At 74.6% G+C, this 21,627-nt stretch carries 18 protein-coding genes and 1 pseudogene; 4 read left to right on the top strand and 15 right to left on the bottom strand.

Annotated features, from left to right (window positions below):
• Positions 1-17 precede the first annotated feature (17 nt).
• From ACFV3R_RS23475 to ACFV3R_RS23455, 5 genes are all read right to left on the bottom strand, one after another.
• Positions 18-1,598 (bottom strand): amidase family protein, encoded by a 1,581-nt coding sequence (locus ACFV3R_RS23475; protein WP_385586401.1) that lies wholly within the window; start codon positions 1,596-1,598, stop codon positions 18-20.
• Positions 1,599-1,703: 105 nt separating this feature from the next.
• The gene (locus ACFV3R_RS23470) at positions 1,704-2,072 is read right to left on the bottom strand and encodes a hypothetical protein (RefSeq protein ID WP_385586398.1); all 369 of its coding nucleotides are present in this window, start codon (positions 2,070-2,072) and stop codon (positions 1,704-1,706) included.
• Between the two features lie 94 nt (positions 2,073-2,166).
• Positions 2,167-2,466 carry an SCO5918 family protein gene (locus ACFV3R_RS23465; protein WP_385586395.1) on the bottom strand — a complete coding sequence of 100 codons (300 nt, stop codon included), beginning with the start codon at positions 2,464-2,466 and terminating at the stop codon, positions 2,167-2,169.
• Between the two features lie 68 nt (positions 2,467-2,534).
• A complete protein-coding gene (locus ACFV3R_RS23460; RefSeq protein ID WP_385586393.1) occupies positions 2,535-4,037 on the bottom strand; it encodes a DEAD/DEAH box helicase in 1,503 nt (500 codons plus the stop codon).
• Positions 4,038-4,380: 343 nt separating this feature from the next.
• Complete coding sequence (locus ACFV3R_RS23455) at positions 4,381-4,584, bottom strand: cold-shock protein (RefSeq protein WP_385586390.1); 204 nt, start codon at positions 4,582-4,584, stop codon at positions 4,381-4,383.
• 753 nt (positions 4,585-5,337) lie between these two features.
• Here ACFV3R_RS23455 and ACFV3R_RS23450 point away from each other — a divergent pair.
• Positions 5,338-5,622 (top strand): MerR family transcriptional regulator, encoded by a 285-nt coding sequence (locus tag ACFV3R_RS23450; protein ID WP_385586495.1) that lies wholly within the window; start codon positions 5,338-5,340, stop codon positions 5,620-5,622.
• A gap of 95 nt (positions 5,623-5,717) precedes the next feature.
• On the opposite strand, the gene ACFV3R_RS23445 is transcribed toward ACFV3R_RS23450, so the two are convergent.
• Positions 5,718-7,061 (bottom strand): MFS transporter, encoded by a 1,344-nt coding sequence (locus tag ACFV3R_RS23445; RefSeq protein WP_385586387.1) that lies wholly within the window; start codon positions 7,059-7,061, stop codon positions 5,718-5,720.
• Between the two features lie 112 nt (positions 7,062-7,173).
• Between ACFV3R_RS23445 and ACFV3R_RS23440 the strand changes: the two genes are divergently transcribed.
• Complete coding sequence (locus ACFV3R_RS23440) at positions 7,174-8,118, top strand: LysR family transcriptional regulator (protein WP_385586384.1); 945 nt, start codon at positions 7,174-7,176, stop codon at positions 8,116-8,118.
• Between the two features lie 590 nt (positions 8,119-8,708).
• Positions 8,709-9,668 (top strand): annotated as a pseudogene (locus ACFV3R_RS23435) (alpha/beta hydrolase family esterase); the annotation flags it as partial.
• Positions 9,669-9,862: 194 nt separating this feature from the next.
• Here the strand turns inward: ACFV3R_RS23435 and ACFV3R_RS23430 are convergent.
• From ACFV3R_RS23430 to yhfZ, 8 genes are all read right to left on the bottom strand, one after another.
• Entirely contained in the window at positions 9,863-11,119 is a 1,257-nt protein-coding gene (locus tag ACFV3R_RS23430; RefSeq protein WP_385586382.1) for a phosphopentomutase, read from the bottom strand.
• Between the two features lie 97 nt (positions 11,120-11,216).
• A complete protein-coding gene (locus ACFV3R_RS23425; RefSeq protein ID WP_385586379.1) occupies positions 11,217-12,368 on the bottom strand; it encodes an alanine racemase in 1,152 nt (383 codons plus the stop codon).
• Positions 12,347-13,495 carry an aminotransferase class V-fold PLP-dependent enzyme gene (locus tag ACFV3R_RS23420; RefSeq protein WP_385586376.1) on the bottom strand — a complete coding sequence of 383 codons (1,149 nt, stop codon included), beginning with the start codon at positions 13,493-13,495 and terminating at the stop codon, positions 12,347-12,349. Before ACFV3R_RS23420 ends, ACFV3R_RS23425 begins: the two co-directional genes overlap by 22 nt.
• Position 13,496: 1 nt before the next feature.
• Positions 13,497-14,477 (bottom strand): phosphotriesterase, encoded by a 981-nt coding sequence (locus ACFV3R_RS23415; protein ID WP_385586374.1) that lies wholly within the window; start codon positions 14,475-14,477, stop codon positions 13,497-13,499.
• 46 nt (positions 14,478-14,523) lie between these two features.
• Positions 14,524-15,894, bottom strand: coding sequence for a YhfT family protein (locus tag ACFV3R_RS23410; RefSeq protein ID WP_385586371.1), 1,371 nt, complete (start codon positions 15,892-15,894; stop codon positions 14,524-14,526).
• A 50-nt stretch (positions 15,895-15,944) separates the two neighbouring features.
• Positions 15,945-16,319 (bottom strand): DUF2620 domain-containing protein, encoded by a 375-nt coding sequence (locus ACFV3R_RS23405; RefSeq protein WP_385586368.1) that lies wholly within the window; start codon positions 16,317-16,319, stop codon positions 15,945-15,947.
• A gap of 62 nt (positions 16,320-16,381) precedes the next feature.
• Positions 16,382-16,750 (bottom strand): PRD domain-containing protein, encoded by a 369-nt coding sequence (locus ACFV3R_RS23400; protein WP_385586365.1) that lies wholly within the window; start codon positions 16,748-16,750, stop codon positions 16,382-16,384.
• Between the two features lie 92 nt (positions 16,751-16,842).
• Positions 16,843-17,790 (bottom strand): GntR family transcriptional regulator YhfZ, encoded by a 948-nt coding sequence (gene yhfZ / locus ACFV3R_RS23395; protein ID WP_385586361.1) that lies wholly within the window; start codon positions 17,788-17,790, stop codon positions 16,843-16,845.
• 322 nt (positions 17,791-18,112) lie between these two features.
• Between yhfZ and ACFV3R_RS23390 the strand changes: the two genes are divergently transcribed.
• A complete protein-coding gene (locus ACFV3R_RS23390) occupies positions 18,113-20,230 on the top strand; it encodes a tetratricopeptide repeat protein (RefSeq protein WP_385586358.1) in 2,118 nt (705 codons plus the stop codon).
• Here the strand turns inward: ACFV3R_RS23390 and ACFV3R_RS23385 are convergent.
• Positions 20,157-21,524: a hypothetical protein gene (locus ACFV3R_RS23385; protein WP_385586355.1), complete on the bottom strand. Its 1,368-nt coding sequence runs from the start codon at positions 21,522-21,524 to the stop codon at positions 20,157-20,159. The two genes, ACFV3R_RS23390 and ACFV3R_RS23385, sit on opposite strands and share 74 nt — an antisense overlap.
• Positions 21,525-21,627 lie beyond the last annotated feature (103 nt).

Raw genomic sequence — 21,627 nt, 5'->3', positions numbered from 1 at the left:
GGCCGCTGCGGACCTCCTCAGCGGCTGCTCCCGCCCCCCGTCGTCGGCAGGTACCGGGGCGCCCGCCAGGCGTCCAGCCGGTGCTCCACCGCGGCCCCCAGCGACAGCAGCGCCGCGTCCTGGTCCTTACCGGCCATGAGGAGCAGACCCACGGGCAGTTGACCCACCGAACCGGCGGGGACCGACAGCGAGGGGTACCCGGCCACGGCCGCCGGGGTGGAGGAGGGGATCACGTCGTTGTCACCCCTGGCGCAGTCGGTGGTCCAGGCGGGCGGGTTGGTCGGTGCGGCGATGGCGTCCAGTCGCTCGGCGGCCATGGTCTCGTCGAGAGAGCGCTGCGAGAGGTCCCGCAGCTCGGCGCGCATCGCCCGGTACCCCGGGTCGGTGGTGGGGGGTGCCGCGAGTGCCTGCTCGAAGAGTTCCTGCCCGGCGAAACAGGTCCGCTCCGCCGGGTGGGAGCGGTTGAACGCGACGAGTCCGGCGAGGTCCCGGGGCCCGTTGCGGGTGGCGAGGTAGGTGTCGATGTCGCGGTGGAACTCGCTCAGCAGCGCCGGGAACTCCAGTTCCGCGAGCCGCTGCTGGTAGGGCGGGGTCACCTCGACGACCTGCGCCCCGGCACTCCGCAGCCGCTGCGCCGTGCGGGTCATCACCTCGTCGACCCGGGGCCCGAGCGAAGGCAGCCGCCACAGGCCGATCCGCTTGCCGCGCAGACCTGAGGCAGCGGTGGAACCGTCGGGGAGGCCGCTCAGCTGTCCGGTGCCGCCGGCGAGCACCGACAGGGTGAGCGCCGTGTCCACCACGTTGCGCGCCATGGGCCCTGCGGTGTCCTGCTCGGCGGAGATCGGCACCACGCCCCGGCCGCTGACCATGCCCAGGCTGGGCTTGAGGCCGACCACCCCGTTCATCCCGGCCGGGCACACGACGGACCCGTCGGTCTCGGTGCCGATCGCCACCTGGGACAGGGAGGCGGCGAGCGCGGCGGCCGAACCGGCGGACGAACCGCAGGGGTTGCGGTCCAGCACAAAGGGGTTGTGGGTCTGGCCGCCCACCGCCGACCAGCCGGAAGTGGGCTTCGCGGCACGGAAGTTGGCCCATTCGGAGAGGTTGGTCTTGCCGAGCACCACCGCCCCGGCGTCCCGCAGCCGGGTCACCAGGGCCGCGTCGGCGTCCGGGGGAGGACCGGCCAGCGCCAGCGACCCCGCGGTGGTCGGCATGTCAGCGGTGTCGATGTTGTCCTTGAGCAGGACGGGAATGCCGTCGAGCGGTCCGCGGGCGTCCCCGCGGCGGTGCCGGGCGTCACTGGCGGCGGCCTGGCGAAGCGCCGTCGGGTCGGTGCGCAGCACCGCGTTGATCTTCGGGTCCAGGGCCCTGATCCGCGCCAGGTAGGCGCGGGTCAGGGCCACGGAGGTCAGCGAGCCGTGCGACAGGTACGTCTGCAGTTCGGGGATGGTCACCGTGTCCAGCGCGACACCCCGGACCGAGGTGGGCACGGCTCCGGACGGCGGCTCGGCGGCGCCGGCCGCCGGTACCGGACCGGCCGTCAGGAGGGACGCGGCGACAAGGACGGTCAGCAGCGCGGCGGTGCTTCTCTTTCCCATACGGGACAGCTGACTACAGGAGGGAGCCGGGCACAACGGTGCCGGTGGGGGCACGGCCACGGGCAGCCGCGCCCGCCCGGCTTCCGGCCGGCTGGTCCGGCGCGCTCACTGGTAGCTGAAGTCGCCGACGGTCCAGGCGCTCACGTTCTCCAGGGCGATGCGGTACATGCCGCCCGTCTCGGGGATGCCGACCTGGCCCTGCAGAATCCTGGCCACGTGGAAGTGCAGGTGGGAGGGGCGCTCGGGCGCTCGGGCCGTCGTGTCCCGGGACGGTGCCATGAAGATGCCGGCGAAGGGGCCGAGCCGGTCGGAGGCGCCCAGGACCTCCGCCACGCGCTGCCGCCACATCCGCTCGGGAGCCAGACGGCCGGTGATGACCGCCCCGTGCACCACGACGGTGAGGGACATCTGACTGGTCTGTTCCGACTCCACCCTGGCGGCGATGTCAACGAGTAGCTCATCGGGGGTCGACATGGGCGCTGATTCTACAAGTTCCGACGCGCTCCGGGCCCGCGTCGGAGAGGGAACCTTCCGGTCCGCCACCGCCGACGCCGGCTCCGGGCACGGGTCACGGCCGGGGGGAGCCGCCCAGCTGTTCCGCAGCCGCCTGGACGGGGGTCAGGACCGCCGCGGGCGTGGCGGTGTGGCAGGTGAAGCCGAGCCGGGTCAGCGCCCGGGTCATCTCACCGGCGGTGAAGTCGCGGCGGTCCTGCCGGGTGACGACCTCACCCACCTGCTTGACGGGGTAGACGCGGCGGCCGACGGACACCGACGGCCCCGACACGGGTTCCGGCCGGACCCCCTTCATCGCCTGCTCCACGTCTTTCTTGAGGAGGTCGAAGGGGAAGTTGGCGATGATGCAGCGCATATGTCCTCAAGGGGTTGGAGGGAGAAGCTGCGGAGGTCCGGCGTACTGCGGCAGCCCCGGGCGGGCGCCTACACGGCGGAGGAGGCGGAACGGCGGCGGTTCTGGGCGGGCCGGCTGCGGCGTCCGCGGGAGGAGGAGCTCCTGCGCTTGGGCGCCTCCTCCACCGCCGGGGCGGTGATGGTGACGGGCACCCCCGAGGGCTTGCGGGCGCCGGTGATGCGGCTCAGTTCGGGCTCGCCCGAGCGGACCCTGGTGACCTGGGCGTTGATCTGGGCGTCGGCCATCAGGCGGTTGACGCCGCGGCGCTGCTCGGGGAGGACCAGGGTGACCACCGTGCCGGACTCGCCGGCCCGGGCGGTGCGACCGCCGCGGTGCAGGTAGTCCTTGTGGTCGCTGGGCGGGTCGACGTTGACGACGAGGTCGAGGTTGTCGACGTGGATGCCGCGGGCGGCGACGTTGGTGGCCACCAGGACCGTGACGTGGCCGGTCTTGAACTGGGCCAGCGTGCGGGTGCGCTGCGACTGGGACTTGCCGCCGTGCAGGGCCGAGGCACGCACACCGACGGCCAGGAGCTTCTTGGTGAGCCGGTCCACCGCGTGCTTGGTGTCCAGGAACATGATCACGCGGCCGTCGCGGGCGGCGATCTCCGTGGTGGTGGCGTGCTTGTCCTCGCCGTGCACGTGGAGGACGTGGTGCTCCATCGTGGTGACCGTCGCGGTGGACGGGTCGGCGGAGTGCACCACCGGGTCGGTGAGGTACCGGCGGACCAGCAGGTCGATGTTGCGGTCGAGCGTGGCGGAGAAGAGCAACCGCTGCCCACCCGGCTGCACCTGGTCGAGCAGGCGCGTCACCTGGGGCATGAAGCCCATGTCCGCCATCTGGTCGGCCTCGTCCAGGACGGTGATGGCGACCTGGTCGAGCCGGCACTCGCCGCGGTCGACGAGGTCCTTGAGGCGGCCGGGCGTCGCCACGACGACCTCGGTCCCGCCGCGCAGCGCACCCGCCTGGCGCCCGATGGACATGCCGCCGACCACGGTGGTCAGCCGCAGGCGCAGCGCCTTGGCGTAGGGGGTGAGCGCGTCGGTGACCTGCTGGGCCAGCTCGCGGGTGGGGACGAGGACGAGTGCCAGCGGCTGCCGGGGCTCGGCGCGCTGTCCGGCGGTGCGGGCCAGCATGGCGAGTCCGAAGGCGAGGGTCTTGCCCGAGCCGGTACGGCCGCGGCCCAGGACGTCCCGGCCGGCCAGCGAGTTCGGCAGGGTCGCCGCCTGGATGGGGAAGGGCACCGAGAGCCCCTCGGAGTGCAGGGCGGTCAGCAGCTGCTCGGGCAGCGCGAGCTCGGCGAAGGTCTCGACGGCCGGCAGCGCCGGGGTGGAGCTGACCGGGAGGGCGAACTCTCCGCCCTGCGGGGCGCCGCGGCGGCCCTGGCCACCCGAGCGTTTGGCCGGAGCCGGACGGGACGCGGAGCCCTGGCGGCCCGAGCCCTGCGGACGGCCGCGGTTGCCGCGACCGGAGCCGGCGGCACCGGAACGGGAACGCTGGGAGCCGTCGTTCGTGCGAGCAGTGCGGTTCATACAGAACCTTCCTCGATGCGGCACGTGTCAACGAACTTCCCAGCAGCGACATGCTGCCCGGGGAACAGGAACGAGCCGAAGTAAAAAGGGAACGCACACGGGCCGTGAAAGGACCGTATGGGAAACGCGCCGGTGTGGAGACCTGGGGGAGTGGAAACCGGATGTCCGGGCGTGGGGGCCGTGACGGGATTGCGTCCGGCCGAAGATCTGGGCGTCCCGTTGACGGGTGTCGCCGAGTCGCGTGCCGCTCGGAGCCGGTCAGGGCCGGCGCGAGGCGGACAACGCGGACGAGCTGGGGCCCGCACCCACGGGTGCGGGCCCCAGCTCTCAGTACGCGTCAGCGTCAGGCGGGAACGATGTTCTCGGCCTGCGGGCCCTTCTGGCCCTGAGTGACGTCGAAGTTCACCTTCTGGCCTTCCTGAAGCTCGCGGAAGCCGGTGGCGACGATGTTCGAGTAGTGGGCGAACACGTCAGCGCCGCCGCCGTCCTGCTCGATGAAGCCGAAGCCCTTTTCCGCGTTGAACCACTTCACGGTGCCAGATGCCATATTGAATCTCCCTTGGGGGCAGTGCCCGGAGTCCGCACCTTGCGGACCCGGAGTCGCTGCGATGATTTCCCCCTCCGGAACACCGGAAATGAAAAAGGATGCTCGTGGGCCGAAGCCCGAAAGAGCACCTGAAGTTTTCTGGGAACCACAACTGCAACTGAATCCACAGTAGCACGGGGTGAGCCGCGGTGGCTGATAGCTTTGCCGGTTCGCTCCGCCGGTCCAGCAACTCTCCACCGCCCATTTCCCGTATTTCTGCAGCGGCGACGAGAGGTATGCGGCACTGCGGGTGGGGTGTGCGCGCTGCGGCGGCGGTGAGGGCGACGGGTTGCCGTCGTCACCCGTCATGCTGCACCCGGGGGCGGGGGGAATTCCTTCCGAAGTGGCGGCGGAAAACCGGTGAACGGCGGAAGAAAACCTGTATCGGCGAAAGTAGACATGAGGCGCCGGGGGGGCTAGGGTCTTTCGTGTAGCCATGAGATCTCTGGGTGTGTGCGCAGCGTCGAACGCCACGCGGGCGCCCGGGGTGCAGGACCGGCGACGGAGTGAGGGAGCCGCCCCTGCGGCTCGTGTCGCCGACGCGGGTCCCGGTGGCTTCGGGCCCGCGCCGCAGTGCGCGGTCCCGCCAGCAGGATCGCCCGGACGACAAGGGGCCCGTCCCCGACCGGGGGGCCCACGAAGGTGCCAGTGACCGAAGAGACAAACGCCAGTCCGTCGAGCCGTCTCGACGACGACGACTACCCCGCCTACACCATGGGGCGCGCCGCCGAGATCCTCGGCACCACGCCGGCGTTCCTGCGGGCCGTGGGTGAGGCCCGGCTGATCGTCCCCCTGCGTTCGCAGGGCGGTCACCGCCGCTACTCCCGGTACCAGCTCCGCATGGCCGCGCGCGCCCGTGAACTCGTCGACCAGGGCACCCCCATCGAGGCGGCCTGCCGCATCATCATCCTCGAGGACCAGCTGGAGGAGGCCAAGCGGATCAACGAGGAGCTGCGCCACTCCGGCTCCTCCCGGCCGGAGCCGGGGTCCGAGGCCTGACCCGGTGGCGCGGCCGGTGACAGCACCGGCCTCGTCTTCGCCTCCCCCACCCGCCGGCGGCCGGGCCGGTGGCCTTCGGCCCGGCCCGCAGGGCGTCAGGACAGGCGGACGGCCAGCGCGACGAGCAGCAGCAGGGCCGAGGCCATCACCGCCGCATTCGCCACCGCCCACAGCTCCTGCAGCCGGTGCTGCCGTCGCCACCACCGGCGCAACCGGGGGATGCCGGCCAGCCACACCAGGAGCAGCAGCAGGGCCGGCACGGCGCCCAGGACGCACACCCCGTACCAGCCGGCGAGCGAGTGGACCACGCCGACCAGGGCCGAGCCGACGGCACCGCCGGCGAAGTAGCAGGTCATGTACGCCGAGGTGACGCGGCCGCGGGCCTGCGGACGCAGCGCGTAGATCAGCGACTGGTTGCTGATGTGCACGCCCTGGTGGGCCAGGTCCAGCAGCACGACGCCGGCGAGCAGCGCGACCAGGTGGTGTGCTCCCAGGGCCAGCAGCCCCCAGGAGACGAGCAGGAGGAGGGCGCCGGCACCCGTGGTCAGTGCGGTGCGGCCGCGGTCGGCGAGCCGGCCGGCCAACTGGGCGGCGACCGCGCCGGCTGCGCCCGCCAGGCCGAGCAGTCCGATCTGCCCGCCCGACCAGCCGTACCCCGGGCCGGAGAGGAGGAAGGCCACAGCGGTCCAGAGCACGCTGAAGCAGGCGAAGGCCAGCATGCCGATCACCGCACGCGTCCGCAGGACCGGCTCCTCGACCAGCAGACGCACGGTGGAGCGGAGCAGACCGGCGTAGCGCAGACCGGCGGCGCCGCGGTGCCGCGGGAGGACCCGGCGCAGAGCCGCGGTCAGGGCGAGCATCGCCACCGCCGCGGCCCAGTAGACCGTGCGCCAGCCGCCGACCGCGGCCAACGCCCCGGAGGCGGTGCGGGCCAGCAGCATGCCCAGCACCAGCCCGCTCATCACCGTGCCCACGATCCGGCCGCGTCGGTGCGGTGCGGCCAGGTCGGCGGCGAACGGAACGAGGACCTGCGCCGTCACCGACAGCAGACCGGTCAGCGCGGTACCCGTCAGAAGGAGGAAGGCGTTCGGGGCGCCGGCCGTCAGGGCGAGCGAGAACGCCGTGGCCAGGGTCAGGCCGCACACCAGCCGGCGCCGCTCCAGCAGATCGCTCAAGGGGAGCACCAGGGCCAGCCCCAGGGCGTAACCGACCTGAGCAGCCGTCACCACGAGGGAGGCGGTGGCGGACGGGAGGGACAGGTCGCGGGCGATGGTGTCCAGCAGGGGCTGCGCGTAGTAGTTGCCGGCCACGCACAGCCCCACGGCCACGGACATCAGCAGGACCGTGCCGCGGCCCGGCCCGTCACTGCCGGCGTTGGTGGCGCGGAGGCCGGGGGCGCCGGCGGGCACCGGAGGGGGAGGAGCAGCGGGGGAAGCCATGCGGCTTCTCCTTCCAGGAGGCCTGTGCGGGGGAGGCGGTGCGGTCCCCGCCGAGCGGTCGGGTTCCGGCTCACGGCCATGCTGCGCGGGCCCCGGAGGATGAGTCCAACAGATGGTTGTCATCCCAGCGATCTGGAATGACGATGCAGCCATGGAACTCCGCCAACTCGCCTACGTCGTCGCGGTCGCCGAAACCGGCAGCTTCACCCGCGCCGCCCACCGCTGCTTCGTCGTCCAGTCGGCACTCAGCCACCAGGTCGCCCGCCTGGAGGCAGAGTTGGGCACCCGGTTGTTCGAACGCACCAGTCGCCGGGTGCGGGTCACGGCTGCCGGGGAGGCCTTCCTGGGCCCGGCCCGCGAGGCCCTGGCCGCTGTGGAGCGGGCCCGCAGTGAGGTGGACGCCTGCGCAGGCGAGGTGCGCGGCGCGCTGAGCATCGGCACCATCGCACCGCTCGCTGCCGTGGACCTGCCGGACCTGCTGGCCACCTACCGGGACCGGTACCCGGCGGTCCGGGTCACGCTGCGCACCCGCCTGGTCCGGGACCTCCTGCAGCAGGTGCGGGAGCGCGTCTGCGACCTGGCCTTCGTCGATGCCGGACCGGAGCGGCTTCCCGGCGGGCTGTCCGGGCGCGTCCTCGCACACGAGGAGCTGGTCGCCATCGTCCCGCTCCGGCACCCGGCGGCAGGGGACGGGCGGCTCACCCCGGCCCGGTTGGCGGCGGAGGACATGGTCGACATGCCTCCCGGCTCCGGCATCCGCCGGCACAACGACACGGTCTTCGCCGCGGCGGGCGTCACCCGTACCGTCGCCTTCGAGGCCGACACCACGGCGCTGCTGGGGCAGCTCGTCGGGCGGGGCCTGGGGGTCGGCGTGGTCTCCGCCGCCACTGCCGCCCGGATGCCAAAGGTGCGTGCGGTCCCTCTCGCCGGCGCGCCGCCGCGGGTGGTGCAGGCGGTGTGGGCTTCCTCCGGGGCCTCGCCCGCCGCCCGCGCCTTCCTCCGGCTGCTGGAGGAGGCGACAGCGGACCGGCCCGCGGGAGGGGCTTGGCAGGGGTGACGGTGGTCTGGTGGTGGCGGTACGGGCCCGGCCGCCACGACTGCCCGGCGGCGGTGCACGGCAACCCCTGCCGCGGCGGTGCGGACGGCGGCCCACGGAGGGAGATCGCGCAACACGGCTGCCTCCAGGGGTGGTTCGGGCCGCGCGGTCGACTGTGCGGTCATCACGTCGAGTCGGTGCCGGACGTCTTGACGCTGCTGTCCGCCGGACTTAACTTTCGGGTTGCTTCCAGAAAGTTTTCGAGGTGCGTGGGGCGGCGATCCGGCCCCGCCCCTTCGTCCGGAAGCGGACCACCCTGGTGCACCCGCACCGCCCGTCGCCGTCGGCCCGCGCCCGCAGGCGGGACGCGTCACGGCTCGTCGTCCGAGGGCGCCGGTCCGTCAGGAGAGGGGAAGGGTGAGGGCACGCGCCCGCCCGGGCGCGTCCGGTGCGGGAGTGCGCCGTCCCCGCCGGCCCCCGGGAGCCGCGCCTGCGGCCCCTTCCCCGCACCGGCCGGACCGGTTCCGTCGCGGTGGGCCGCGGTGCGCCTCCGCCCTGTCGCGGCAGGGCGTACGGAGGTCCACGCCCACCCTTCCAGAGAGGTCGTCCCGATGCCGCACGTCTCACTCCCCGCCCCGGCGTTACCGGGCCGCAGCCGTCCCCGCGCCCTGCTCGCCGTCCTGACCGTGGTGCTCCTCGCGCTGGCGGGCCTGTCGCTGAACGTCCCCCGCGCGCACGCCGCCGGGCTCACCGAGGTGACCGGCTTCGGGAACAACCCGGGCAACCTGCGCATGTACGAGTACGTCCCGAGCAGCGCGGGCGCGCACCCGCCGGTACTGGTGGCCGTCCACTACTGCACGGGGACCGGGCCCGCCTTCTACTCGGGCACCGAGTTCGCCTCGCTGGCCGACCGGTACGGCTTCGTCGTGGTCTATCCGGACGCCAACGTCAGCGGCCAGTGTTTCGACGTCTCCTCGCCCCAGGCCCTGAAGCACGAGGGCGGGAGCGACCCGACCAGCATCGCGTCCATGGTCCGCTACGTCGAGCAGCACAACGGGGCCGACCCGAACCGGGTGTACGTCACCGGCGCCTCCTCCGGCGCGATGATGACCGACGTCCTGCTCGGCGACTACCCGGACCTCTTCAAGGCGGGCGCGGCGTTCATGGGGGTGCCGTTCGGCTGCTTCGCCACCACCGACGGCTCCGGCTGGAACAGCGCCTGTGCGAACGGCCAGATCAGCAGGACACCGCAGCAGTGGGGCGACCTGGTGCGGGCTGCCTACCCCGGCTACTCCGGTGCCCGCCCCCGGGTGCAGGTGTGGCACGGCACCGCGGACACCACGCTGAACTACAACAACTTCGGCGAGGAGATCAAGCAGTGGACCGACGTCCTGGGGGTGAGCCGGACGCCTGCGGCGACGGACCAGCCGCAGGCCGGCTGGACGCGCACCCGGTACGGGTCCACGGGCGCCCAGGCGCCGGTCGAGGCGATCAGCGTGCAGGGTGTCGGGCACTCCCTGCCCACCAGCGGGATGGCCGCCCGGGCGGTCGCGTTCCTGGGCCTCGGCGGATAGGGCCGCGGCGGCCGGCCGTGGCGGACGTCCGGCGCCGGCGCGCCGGTTCGTCCTGACCGAAGCCGCCACGCTCGCTCTCGTCGCCGGCGGCCGGGCGCGCCGCCGCGCGCCGGCCGGCGGCGACCACCCGCCCTGCGGCCCCGGTGGAGCGAGGGAACGCCCCGGGGCGAGGGCCCGGCCCGGCCGCGCCCTCACCGCCGGGAGGAGGCTCCGGACAGGGGGCCCAGTGGCAGCGGCCGTCCGTTGCCCAGCGCCGCCGGGTCGAGGCCGAGCCCGACCGCGGCCGTCGCGCCGACGTCGGCCAGCGAGGCGGCGTCCGGCACCGGCGCGCCGGCTGCTGCCCGGCCGGGGTGCGACACGAGCACCGGCACGAACTCCCGGGTGTGGTAGCCGTGTCCGATCAGCGGGTCGTTGCCGTGGTCGCCGGTGACGATCAACCGGTCCCCGGGCGAGGTGAGCAGCCCGGCCAGGTGCTCCAGGCCCGCGTCGACGCGGCGCAGCACCTCCACGTACCGGTCGGCGTCCTGCTGGTGCCCGGCCAGGTCGGTCTCCTGGACGTTGGCGACCACCAGTGCGGGCCGGTCGCCGGTGGCCTGGACGGCCTCCGCGGTGTGGGCCAGGACCTCCGCGGTGGCCACCGCCGGGCGGCGGACGGCGGCGGCGCAGGCGAGGAGGTCGGCCGCCTTCCCCACCAGCGTCACCGCGGCCCCGGCCCGCGCGGCCAGGTCCGGCAGTTGCCGGGTGTGGTCCAGCGGCGCCCCCAGGTGCCGGACCTCCAGCCCCCCGTTGCGGTAGAACCCCGAGGCGGGCGTGTCCAGCCCGAGGGTGCCGCCGTCGCCCTCCCGCACGTGGCACGGCAGCGGCTGGGCGCTGTGCCCGGCCACGGCGATCACCCGGGCCACCGGGGCCACCTCGCGCACCGTCGAAGCGATGGCGAGGACCTGCTCGAAGGTGGTCTCCTCCAGCCTTCCGGAGGCGTTCCAGTTGATGCCGGGGTCGGCCTCCAGGTTGTCGTGGACCAGCGTGTGCCCGTCGACGACCAGCAGCGGCCTGCCCTCCCAGCGCTCCACCCGGCGGCCGGCGGCGCGCAGGGCGGCGGCCACCTCCCCGGCGTGCTCGGCGAGCCGGGCCACCGTGACGTGGCTGAAGTCGGCACCCATCATGGTCTGGTGGCCCGCGTAGGTGTCGGCGCCCGGGTAGCCGAGCCCGGCCCGGCCGGCGGTGACGGGCAGCGAGGGCGTCCGCGGCAGGTCCGGGTGGGGGTGGACCGCGCCGATGCCGAGCGCCGCCAGACCGGGCAGCGGCAGGGCCCGGCCCGTCCGCGCCCGGTGGTGGTCGAGGAGACGGCCGAGGGTGTCGGCCCGGGCGTCGCCGGGACGCAGCCGGCCGGCGTCGGGCATGGCGCCGATCCCGAAGCCGTCGATGACGAGGATGACGGTCCTGCTCATGGCGTACCTGGTTCCGCTGGTGGCGTGCGGGGGACGAGGGGGCCGCCGTGACCCGGGGCCGTGCGGGCCCGGGCGCCGGCGGGCGTACGGGGGGTGGTCAGAAGGCCCTGCCCAGCGGGTCGTAGAGGCCGGTCAGGCGGGGCCGGCCGGTGGACAGGCCGGCGACCACCGCGACCGTGCTGCGGGTGACGAACACCTGGGTGCGGAAGGCCAGCAGGACCGTGTCGCCGGGCTGCGCCGGGCCGGGCTCCAGCAGCCGGTAGTAGTCGATGTTCTCCGCGGGGGCCGGCGCCACCGCCAGCCGCGCGCCGGTGCGCGGCACCAGCGCCTCGACGGTGCCGGCGCGGGCGTAGAACCCGCCGCCGAAGACGGCCGGCCTGCCGTCGGCCAGCCGGTGCGCCACCTCGGTGACGTAGACGTAGGCGGGCTGCTCCGGCTGGTGCGGGTCGTGGGCGTGCAGCGGGGTGGTGCCGGTGAGGGCATGGCCCGGTTCGCCGTGGGTGGCCCCGCGCTCCGCGAGCAGCGGCAGCGTCGCGGCGGAGGTGGCGCTGGGCGCGCTCACCAGCAGGTCGCGGTGGCCCCGGCGGGCCAGCAGGTCCCGGGCGCCGAGCACCAGGTCGAAGGTCGCGGTGGCCTGCGGCGTACCCGAGGCGGGGTCGCACAGCACACAGGGGAAGCCCGTCACACCGGCTATCCGGATGCCGGGGAGCTTCTCGGCCGTCTCCGCGAAGGCGTCGAGTCCCGTCAGTGGGACGCCGCCCTCCTGCCCCGGGTAGACCACCCCGGGTGCGCCCTCGATGCGGACCAGCACGTCCTGGACCGTGCCGGCGGCCGCGGCGGCGTCCGAGACGGCCCGCGCGTTGGCCTCGTCGAACACGGTGACCGCCTCGGGACGCCAGGCCAGCATCTGAGGCAGGGCCCGGTGCGGGAGCTGCACCAGGTGCCCCAGGTTGCCCGCCCGGGCCCCCGCCGCACGCAGGGTGCGGGCCTCGGCGGGGTCGATGGCGGCGAACCGCGGGATGTGGCGGGCCACGGCCCGGACCAGCTCCGGGTTGCGCCCGAACTGTTTGGCGACGAACCACAGGTGCAGGCCGAGCCGGCGGGCCTCGGCGGCCAGCAGTGCGGCGTTCGCGCCCACCGCGTCGAGGTCCATCACATACGTGTCCGCGGGGATCGCGCCACTGTCGTGGAGGTGGGCGGCGTACCGGGCCAGCGCGGCGTTGCGGGTCAGGACCGAGTCGAGGAACATGCCGTCACGTCCCCCCGCGCACAGGCGTCGCGCAGGGCGCGCCGCAGGATGTCCAGGACCAGGTCGGCGCCGGCCCGCATGGGGTTGACGCGGATCGTCCAGTCGGCCAGGCCCGGTGCGTCGTCGAGGGAGGAGCCGGACATGCGGTAGAACAACGGCGCCACCTCGTAGCGGGAGTTGGAGCCGACCGGGTGGGGTGCGGCGCCGTACCGGGCGGCGAGCGCGGGGAGTTCCCGGGCCACGGGGCGGGTCAGGCGGATCAGCAGGCACCTGTCCTGGGCGTTGGCCAGCCGCACCTCGGCGACCCCGGGCACCTCGCCGGCGGTCAGCCGGGCGGCGACCTCCTCGCCCACCTGCGACTGCACCGCCCACAGCACCGGGACCCGGGCGAGCGCCCGCAGCGCGTCCAGGGCCTGGGCGCCCTGCACCTGGCCGCCGCCGGAGTAGTTGTCCTCGTGGACGCGCGCCACCAGGTCGGCCGAGCCCACGACGGCGCCGACGCCCTCCGGCCCGTGCAGCTTGAACAGGGAGAAGCAGGAGGCGTCAGCGCCCAGCTCCACACCGCTCGCCGGGACCCGCATGACCGCGTAGTTGTCGTCCACCAGCGTACGGACACCCGCCTCACGGCACCGGGCGAGAACCTCGGCGAGGTCGTAGGAGTCGCCCAGCCGCTGCCGGGTGTGCTGCACGTAGGCCCAGCGGAACCGGCCGGAGGCCAGCGCGGAGCCGAGCGCGGCCGGGTCGTTGAAGTCGGCCTCCTCGGTCCGCACGCCGAGACCGCGCAGGGTGACGGCGGTGGTCCGGTAGACGGGCGCGCGATGGATCAGCAGCGGGTCGCCCGGGGAGAGGACCGCGCCGAGCGCCGCCCGGATCGCGCCCGTTCCGGCGCCCTGCACCAGTGCCGCGGCCCGGGCCCCGAAGAAGTCGGCGAGGACCGCTTCGGCGCGCGCGGTGGTGTGCGGGCGGCCCGGCCCGGTCGCGACACCGAGGTCGGCGGTGAGGAACTGCTCCCCCTCGAAGTGCCGCGCCACGCACTCCACCAGCGCGAACTGGCGGCGTACGGCGTCCTCCAGGGGGACGGTGGGCAGGGGGAAGGTGCGGGGCAGGGCCTGTGGGGTGCCGGCCATGTCAGTGCTCCTTCTGGTAGGCCGCGCGGGGCGGGGCGGCGGTGGTGCGGGCCGTCCCGGCCCCGGCGGTCAGGAACCGCACCGGGTTGCGCCGGGTCAGCAGGTCGACGGTGTCCTCGTCCACGCCGGCCGCCCGCAGGCGGGGGAGGAAGGACCTGAAGAGGTGGCCGTAGCCCTGCCCGCCCTCACCCGCCAGGTAGCCGTGGCGGGAGATGTCGCAGCTGAGCAGGGCGCGGTCGGCGTGGCCCGCGTCCAGCAGTTCCAGCAGCAGGCGCAGCCGGGTGGTGTCGCTCTGGTAGCCCTCCTTGCCGACGGTGTCGAAGGCGACGTACGCGCCCTCGGCGGCGAGGCGACGGTGTCCGGCGGGGTCGTCGAGCAGGTCCTGGTGGCCGATGCTGATCCGTTCCGGGGACAGGCCGGCGGCGGTGAGCAGATCGAGCTGGGCGAGGCCGCCCCTGCCGAGCTGGGCGTGGGTGGCGACCGACAGCCCGGTCGCCACGGCCGCCCGGCCGGCCGCGGTCAGCGTCCGGGTCTCCGCCGCGCTCGGCCGGTCGCCGTGGCTGCCGACCTCACCGATCACGCCCGGCCGGACCCCGGTGGCGCCGATGCCCGAGGTGACCTCCTCGGTCAGCAGGGCGGTGAGGGCGCCGACGTCGTGGCCCGCCACCTCCGCGGGGTGGAACCGCTCGTAGTACCAGCCGGTCGCCGCGACGACGGCGACCCCCGCGTGCCGCGAGATGCGGGCCAGGGCGGCGGCGTCCCGGCCCATGCCGCGGCAGGTCAGCTCGATGACGAGGCCGAGCCCGAACTCGGCACGCAGCGCACGCAGTTCGTCGACGACGGCGGTGGTGTGACGGGTGGTGAGCGCGGCGGCGGGGTCGGTGTCGCGGGTGAGGTCGAGGGCCAGGTGCTCGTGGGCCAGGGCCGGGCCGGTCACCGCCTCGGCGGCCAGCGGGCCGGTGACGGTCCGGAGGTGGTGCATGGGGGAACCTTCGGGGCGGGGGCGGTCAGGGCGCGTCACGGGCGGGTCAGCCCTTGACCGGCGTGAACAGGTGCAGCCAGTACAGGACGTTGAGCAGGACGCCGCCGACGAGCACGGCCGCCGGCGCCGCCGCCATCCGCACCACCACCCGGCCCATCGCCTCGTTGACCAGGTACAGGCCGCCGACGACGAGGATGCCCAGACCGCCGCCCATCGTGTTCGCCGCCATGAGGGAGCCGAAGAGGATCGCCAGGTGCAGTGTCTCGGTGATGGCGCCCCGCAGTTGCTCGGAGGAGTCCCGCACCGAGGGCAGGCGCCCGAGCACCCGGCCGATCCACGACAGGGCCAGCACCTCGCAGGCGAAGACGACCGCACCGCAGACCACCGCCAGCCACGGGGCGGGCAGCAGGTAGCCGATGGGGTAGACCAGGGTGAAGCCGGCGATGCCGTAGGCGCCGGAGGCCAGCGCGGTGGTGGCCACCAGCGGCACGAAGCCGAAGACCCGGTAGAAGTCGACCTGGGCGGCGCCCGTGTAGTCGCCCTTGGCGATCAGGAAGCTGGTGGCCTCGCCGCCGCCGAAGACGTGCTGCTGGGCGAGGAGGCAGACGCCGGCACCCAGCAGCATGAACAGCGGGATGTGGCGGCGCAGCCGGGCGGCGCTGGCGCTGAACAGCGAGGCCATGGGGTCCTCGTCGCCGGGCGCCTCGGGGGCGGGTGCCGGCGCTCCTTCCGCCTTCGCCCGGGCGGCCTCCGCGCGGCGCGCCGCCAGGTCCCTGGCTATGGCGAAGCCGATGAGCAGGAGCACGCCCACCGCCATGGCCAGGGCGCCGGGGAAGACGCTCGGCCACAGCTTCATGGTCGCCACGACCAGTGCCAGCTCCACCACACCGGCCACGGCACCGCGCACCTTGCCGAACTGGCGGGAGACGGCCAGCACCGGGAAGAGGGTGAAGAGGTAGAGGATCGGCGTCGACATCTGCTGCATGGCCGTCAGGAAGTCGACGGGCAGCTGGTGGGCGAGGCTGTTGGCGCCGCCCAGTCCGAAGACGACGAGGGCTCCCCAGGCGGCACCCAGCAGCGGGGCCAGCCATTTGCGGGGCGCCAGGATGCCCAGGACGTCGGTGGGGAGGAAGACCAGCCACGGGTTGAGCACACCGGTGGACAGTGCCATCGGTGCGCCCAGGCCGAAGATGAACCCGGCCGAGAGGCCGAAGGCGACGGCCGCGGTGGCGTTGCGCGTGGTGCGGCCGTGGACGAAGTCGAGCATGAAGGGGCGGACACCGTCGTTGAAGACGGCGAGCGCCCGGTGGGAGACGAAGGCGGTGAGTGCGCAGAGCACGATCACCGTCAACTGCTGTCCGAGGGTCAGGTGCAGATCGGTCGCGCCGGCTGCTGCGGCGGTCAGGGTCCCGCTCACGAGGCACCTCCTGGGGGCACGTCATCGGGCCCGCACGCGGGGGCGTGAGGTCACGGTGTGGGGGTGGACGAGGTGTGGGCGGCGATGGCCCGGGCGACGACGGGCCCGGTCCGGTCGATCTGGTCCATGCCGAAGCCGAAGACCTTCTTGCCGTCCGCGAGCAGGGCTGCCACCTGCTCCTCGGTGGGCACCGAGCGGCCGAAGGTGTGGCAGGCGGAGCTGCCCACGAGACCGAGCAGCACCCCGAGGGAGGCGCCCGCGCCGGTGTGGCAGGTGCCCAGGTAGAAGTCGGCCTGTCCGGTGCGCAGCCGTACGGCGGCGTCCATGTCGCTGGAGACGGTGACCTCGACGTCCGGCAGGGACAGTGCCCGGACGACGTCGGCCACCTCGTTCTTGGCGACACCACCGGTGAGGATCTTCGTCATGTCAGGTTCCTTTCGCGCAGACGAGGGGCCGCAGCCCGGTCCGCTCCCGGCGGGGGCGGTGGTCAGGAGCGGGTGCGGAGCACCGCGAGGTGGAGGGCGAGGAAGGAGACCTCGGACTCCGGAAGGCCGGAGCCCAGCGCCTCCTGCGCGCGCCGGCCGATCGACCGGGCCTCCTCGACGGCTTCGGGCCGGTCGGCCAGCTCCTGGGCCAACTGACCCTCGTCAAGAGGCGGTTCGATCGGCTCGCCGTCCAGGAGGCGGGTGAGTGCCATCACCAGATGGCTGGTGAGCATCCCCGCCGTCTCCTCGGTCACCGTGCGGCCGGCGGCCGACAGGCCGTTCAGTTCGTCCTCGACGAAGGCCACGACCGCCGGGCGGGCCTGCCCGCTCTCCTTGAACAGCCGCAGTCGCAGGGCCAGTTGCTCGTCCATCACCGGTGTCCTCTCCTCGGCGGGAAGTGGGGGGACGGGGGTGCGCCGTACCGGGCGCCGCGGGGCCCGGTGGCCGCAAGTGCGGGCCCCGGTCAGTAGGAGGGCATGCGCTCACCGCGCACCACCTCCTCCTGGAGTGCGGTGATCCGCTCCGGGTCCAGGCTGTGGCGCACGGCCCGCAGGGCGGCGCTCTTGCCGGCGCGTCCCACAATGGCGGCGCTGGAGTTGCGCAGCGAGAGGTCGCGGGTGATCTCGTCGCCCAGCGGCCGGGTCTCCACGTGTTCGCCGAGGTGGTCGCGGGCCTCGTCGAGGTTCCACACCGTGGCGTCCACCTCGCCCCGCGCGAACAGGTCGCGGAGCTGCATGTACGAGGCCTCGACCCATTCGACGTCGGTGCGGGCGGCGAAGACCCGGGCGGCGAGGGTGCGCAGATCCTCCGAGGCGGAGTCGACCGCGACCCGCAGCCGGGGCGCCGCCAGGTCGACGCCGCGCCGCAGCAGCAGGCCGTGGGCGCCGACGTAGGTCTGCGGCCCGAGGTCGACGACGAGTTCCAGGGGGTGCCGCGAGATCAGCTGGTCCGCGGCGAAGCGGGAGAGGACGACGAGGTCGACCTTGTGGTCCAGGAGCGCCGTGGCCCGCGCCGAGGCGCCGCGCATGAAGGTGATCGCGAACGGGGTGCCGGCGGTGTCGAAGGCGGCCCGCAGCCCGGTGGCCAGGCCCTCGTACCGCCGGGAGTACGGCAGCGGCATGGCGGCCAGGAGCGTCCCCAGGCCGGACATGCGCCACAGGATGCCGCGGTCGACACGGGTGAGGAAGGTGCCCAGGTGCCCACGGGCGACGGTGGATATCCCGCCGGCCTCCTCCAGCAGGCCCAGTGCGGCCTGGACCGTGCCGTTGCCGACCCGCAGCTCGGCCGCCAGGTCGCGCACCCGGGGCAGCCTGCTCCCGGTGCCCTCGGTGGCGCGGTCGATCAGCAGCACCGCCAACTGGCGTGCGGCCAGGCCGTTGCGGGTGAGGAGTCGTTCCTCCAGGGGGTTCACAGCTCAGACAGTAACCAGGATTCTGGATACTGGGAATCGGGTCCCGAGGTGACGTGGGTCATAGCGGACGCGGGTCCGGCGGCGTCCGGCCTCGTCACCCCAGGGCGGCGGGGACGGTCCGCCCCGTGCGGCCGGTCGCCCGTGGCACGCACGGGCCGCGTAGTCGCCGGCAGGGCCCCGCCCGGGGTGCCGGTCCACGGTCGCCGCCGGGGCCGAGGTGCCGCCCCGGTCGGTGCACGACAACGCCCCCGGCCGGGAGTTGGGGGTGCGAGACTGGCCCGACGCACCAGTGCGGAGCGGTACCGGTCCGACCAGGGAGGGGATGGGCGTGTTCGAGGTCGTCACGGTGGGGGCGCTCACCGCGTTCCTCACCACGGTGGGGAACGGCGCCGCCGGCGAGATGGGCAAACTGCTGCTGCAGTCGGCAGGCGCACGGCTGGGGCGGCTCCTGGGGCGCGAGACCCCGCTGCCGGCCACCACGGAAGGATGGGAGGAGCTGGCCCGCCAGGTCCACCCGCACCTGAGCCGGGACCCGCGGCAGCAAGCCGAGTGGTCCCTCCTCGTCGGCGGGGCGCTGGGCGCATCGAGCACCCTGCGGCCCGGCCCCGGACTGCCGCCCCCGACACGGGACTTCACCGACCGCGAGGCGGTGCTCAAGCAGCTCCAGCGGGAGGCCACCCGGGCCCCGGCGGGCCGCCCCCGGGTGGCGCTGCTGCACGGGCCGCCGGGGATCGGCACCAGTGCGGTGGCCCTGCACTGGGGCGCCGCGCAGTACGACCGCTACCCCGACGGCCGGTTCCACGTCGACCTCCGCGAGGCCGCCGGGCAGGGAGTCCTGCCCCCCGCCGCCGTCCTGCTGCGCCTGCTGCGGCAGATGGGGGTCGAGCCGGACCGGATGCCGCCCACCGAGGCGGGGCGCGAACACCTCTACCGGACCCTGACCGCCGGCCGCAGGGCGCTGGTGGTCGTCGACCACGCCGTCTCGCTCGCGCAGGTGCGGGCGCTCACCCCGGCCACACCCGAGGTCTTCCTGGTGGTGGTGGTCTCCGGCCCGCCCTTCGCGCTGGAGGCGGAGCGCATCGCCGTCCCCCCGATGCGGGACCGCGACGCCGTGCGGATGCTGCGGAAGGTGGCCGGGGCGCAACAGGTGGCACGGGCCAAACCGCGGCTGCCGGGCGTCCTGGAGTCCTGCGCGGGCAACGCCTTCGCCCTGAAGGCCGCGGCGCTCCGCCTGTTGACCGAGGATCCGGCCACCTACGCACCGGCCTCGCACCACCCCGTCCACGACATGGCGCAGCGCGCCTGCCGCAGCCTGCGACCGGAGACGGCACGCCTGTGCCGGCTGACCGCCCTCGGCGACTGGCCCGCCCTCGACGCCCACCTGGCGGCGCACGCCGCGGGCGTGACCCCGGCCGAGGCCGCGCCGATGCTCGAGGAGGCGACGGCCGTGCAGCTCCTGGAGCCGCTGCCGGACAGCCGGTACCGCTTCCGGCCCGAGGTACGGCTCCGGCTCGCGGAGGACGCGAGCGCGGAGCACGGTGTCCCGGAGTGCTCGGCGGCCCTCGCCCGGATGCTCGACGGCCTGCTGGACCGGGCGCTGCACGCCGCGCACGCCGCCCTGCCGCAGAGCTGGCGGGTCGAGGAGGCGCCGCCGGGCGGGACGCCGCTCGCCGACGAGGCCCAGGGCATGGCGGCGCTGCTGGCCGAAGCCGGGAACCTGGTCCGGGCGGTCTTCCTGGCGGACGAGTACGGGCACCCCGAAACGGTGCTGCGGCTGAGCCGCGCCCTGTGGCCGGTCCAGCTCAAGGCCGGCGAGTGCGACCTGGTGCTGCCGGCGCTGCGGCTCGCCGCCCGGCGCGTCGAGGAGCTCCCGCCCGGCTCCCGTACCGCCGGCCTGCTGCACTTCCAACTCGCGCACTGCCTGGGCGAGTTGCAGCAGTGGGACCAGGCCGAAGCGGAGGCCCGGGCCGCCGCGGCCGACGAGCGCGCGGCCGGACACCTGCGCGGTGAGGCCTCCTCCGTGGAACTGCTGGGCCTGCTCCACCTCAACCAGTGGCACTGGTCGCAGGCGCACGAGTCCTTCCTCGCGGCGGAGCGCCTCTACCGGCTCATCGCCCCGGGCCAGGAGGGCGAGCGCGACCTGCCCCGCGCACTGGCACTGGCCGAGCGGCACCAGGGGCGGGCACTGCGGGGGCTGGGACGCCTGGACGAAGCCCTCAGGTGCTCGCAGAACGCGGTGGCCTTCTTCACCGCCCAGGGCGAGGCCTACAACCAGGCCCGCGCCCTCACCGACCTCGCCGAGACGCTCCACGACGCCGGTCGGGACGAGGAGGCGCTCACGCACATCGGCCGTGCCGAGCGCCTGCTCACCCCCGAGAAGGCGGCACCGCACCTGGGCTACCTCGCCCTGCTGCGGGAGCGCTGCGAGGCGGCTCGGTAGCGGGCCGCACCGACACCGTGTGGACGCGGCCGGCGGCACCCACCCGCAGTGTCGTGCCCTCGGGCGGCACCGTGCCGCCGGCGGTGAGCCAGGCGTGCAGGGCGGAGGCGTACGCCGCCGGGTCCAGGTCCGCCCCGGGCTGCGCGGACAGCTCCAGCACGCCGTGGTCCCGGGTGCCCGCGACACAGGTGTCCGGGCCCGTCGCGAAGGCCGCCACCGCGCAGTGGCGGTACCGCAGCAGCGTCTCGGAGGCCCAGCGGACCGGCCCGCCCAGGCGCGGATCGTCCGGCGGGCCCTCCCGCGTGACCACGTCGGCGGCCGCCAGGTCGGCGGGGTCGCGGGTGTCCTCGTCCACGGCGAGGTGTGTGTCCCCCGCGGCGGCGTACGGGTGGGCGGTGGAGCGCTCGACCTCCACCCGCGCGCCGCTGACGCGGGTGCGCACGTGCAACGGCACGGTGCGCCGCGGGGGTTCGTACGGTGGCAGGGGGAGCGGCTCCAGCAGTGCGGGCGCCGGCGGCTCGGGCAGCTCCAGAAGGGCGTAGAACTCCGTGCGGAGCAGCGCCGCGGAGGCGCCCGGCACGGAGCTGGTGAACCGTGCCGGCCCGGGCAGCGGCCGGTGCCGCGTCACCGCCCTCGCCAACTGGTCCGGCAGGCGGCCGTGCGGGTCGAGCCGGGGCGCCTGGGCGACGAACGAGGCCAGGGGCGCCTCGGGGTCCAGTACCTCTCGGTCGCCTGCGGCCAGCAGTACGGGGGTGCCCAGGGCGGCCGCGTAGTAGGTGACCGCCCCGAAGTCGCCGAGGACCAGGTCGGCGGCCAACAGGGCCTGACGCCAGGCGTGCACCGGGTCGACCAGCGTGAGACCGCTGCGGCGGGCCCGGTCCCACCACAGGCGTATCTGCCCCGGGCCGTGTCCGTACCAGATGTTCGGGTGCAGCACGGCCGCCAACCGGTAGTCGTCGGCCGGGAGTTCGGCGGTGAGCCGCGGGAGCAGGCCGGGCAGCACGTCCTGGCCGCCGCCGTCACCGAAGAAGCCCTCGGGGTTCCAGGTGGAGTTCAGGACGACGAGCCGCTGCCCGCGGCGTACCCCCAGGGCGCGGCGGAACCGCTCACGGTGCGCACGGCCGGCCAGCATGCGGTCGAAGCACGGGTCCCCGGCGAGCACGGCGGCCGGCGCGGCCTCGGGGCACGCACGCCGCAGGCGTGCCACCTGCTCCGGATGGGAGAGCACCAGCGCGTCGACGAACGGCTCGCCCTCGGCCAGCAGCCACTCCCGCGACAGCCCGAACGTCGGCACCCGGGACTCCGGGACTCCGGGACTCCGGGACTCCGGGACTCCGGGACTCCGGGACTCCGGGACTCCGGGACTCCGGGACTCCGGGACTCCGGGACTCCGGGAC

The organism is Streptomyces sp. NPDC059740 (genome assembly GCF_042733155.1).
Classification (GTDB): Bacteria; Actinomycetota; Actinomycetes; order Streptomycetales; family Streptomycetaceae; genus Streptomyces.
The sequence above is the reverse complement of the archived record's forward strand: the minus strand, read 5'-3'. Positions and strand labels throughout refer to the sequence as shown.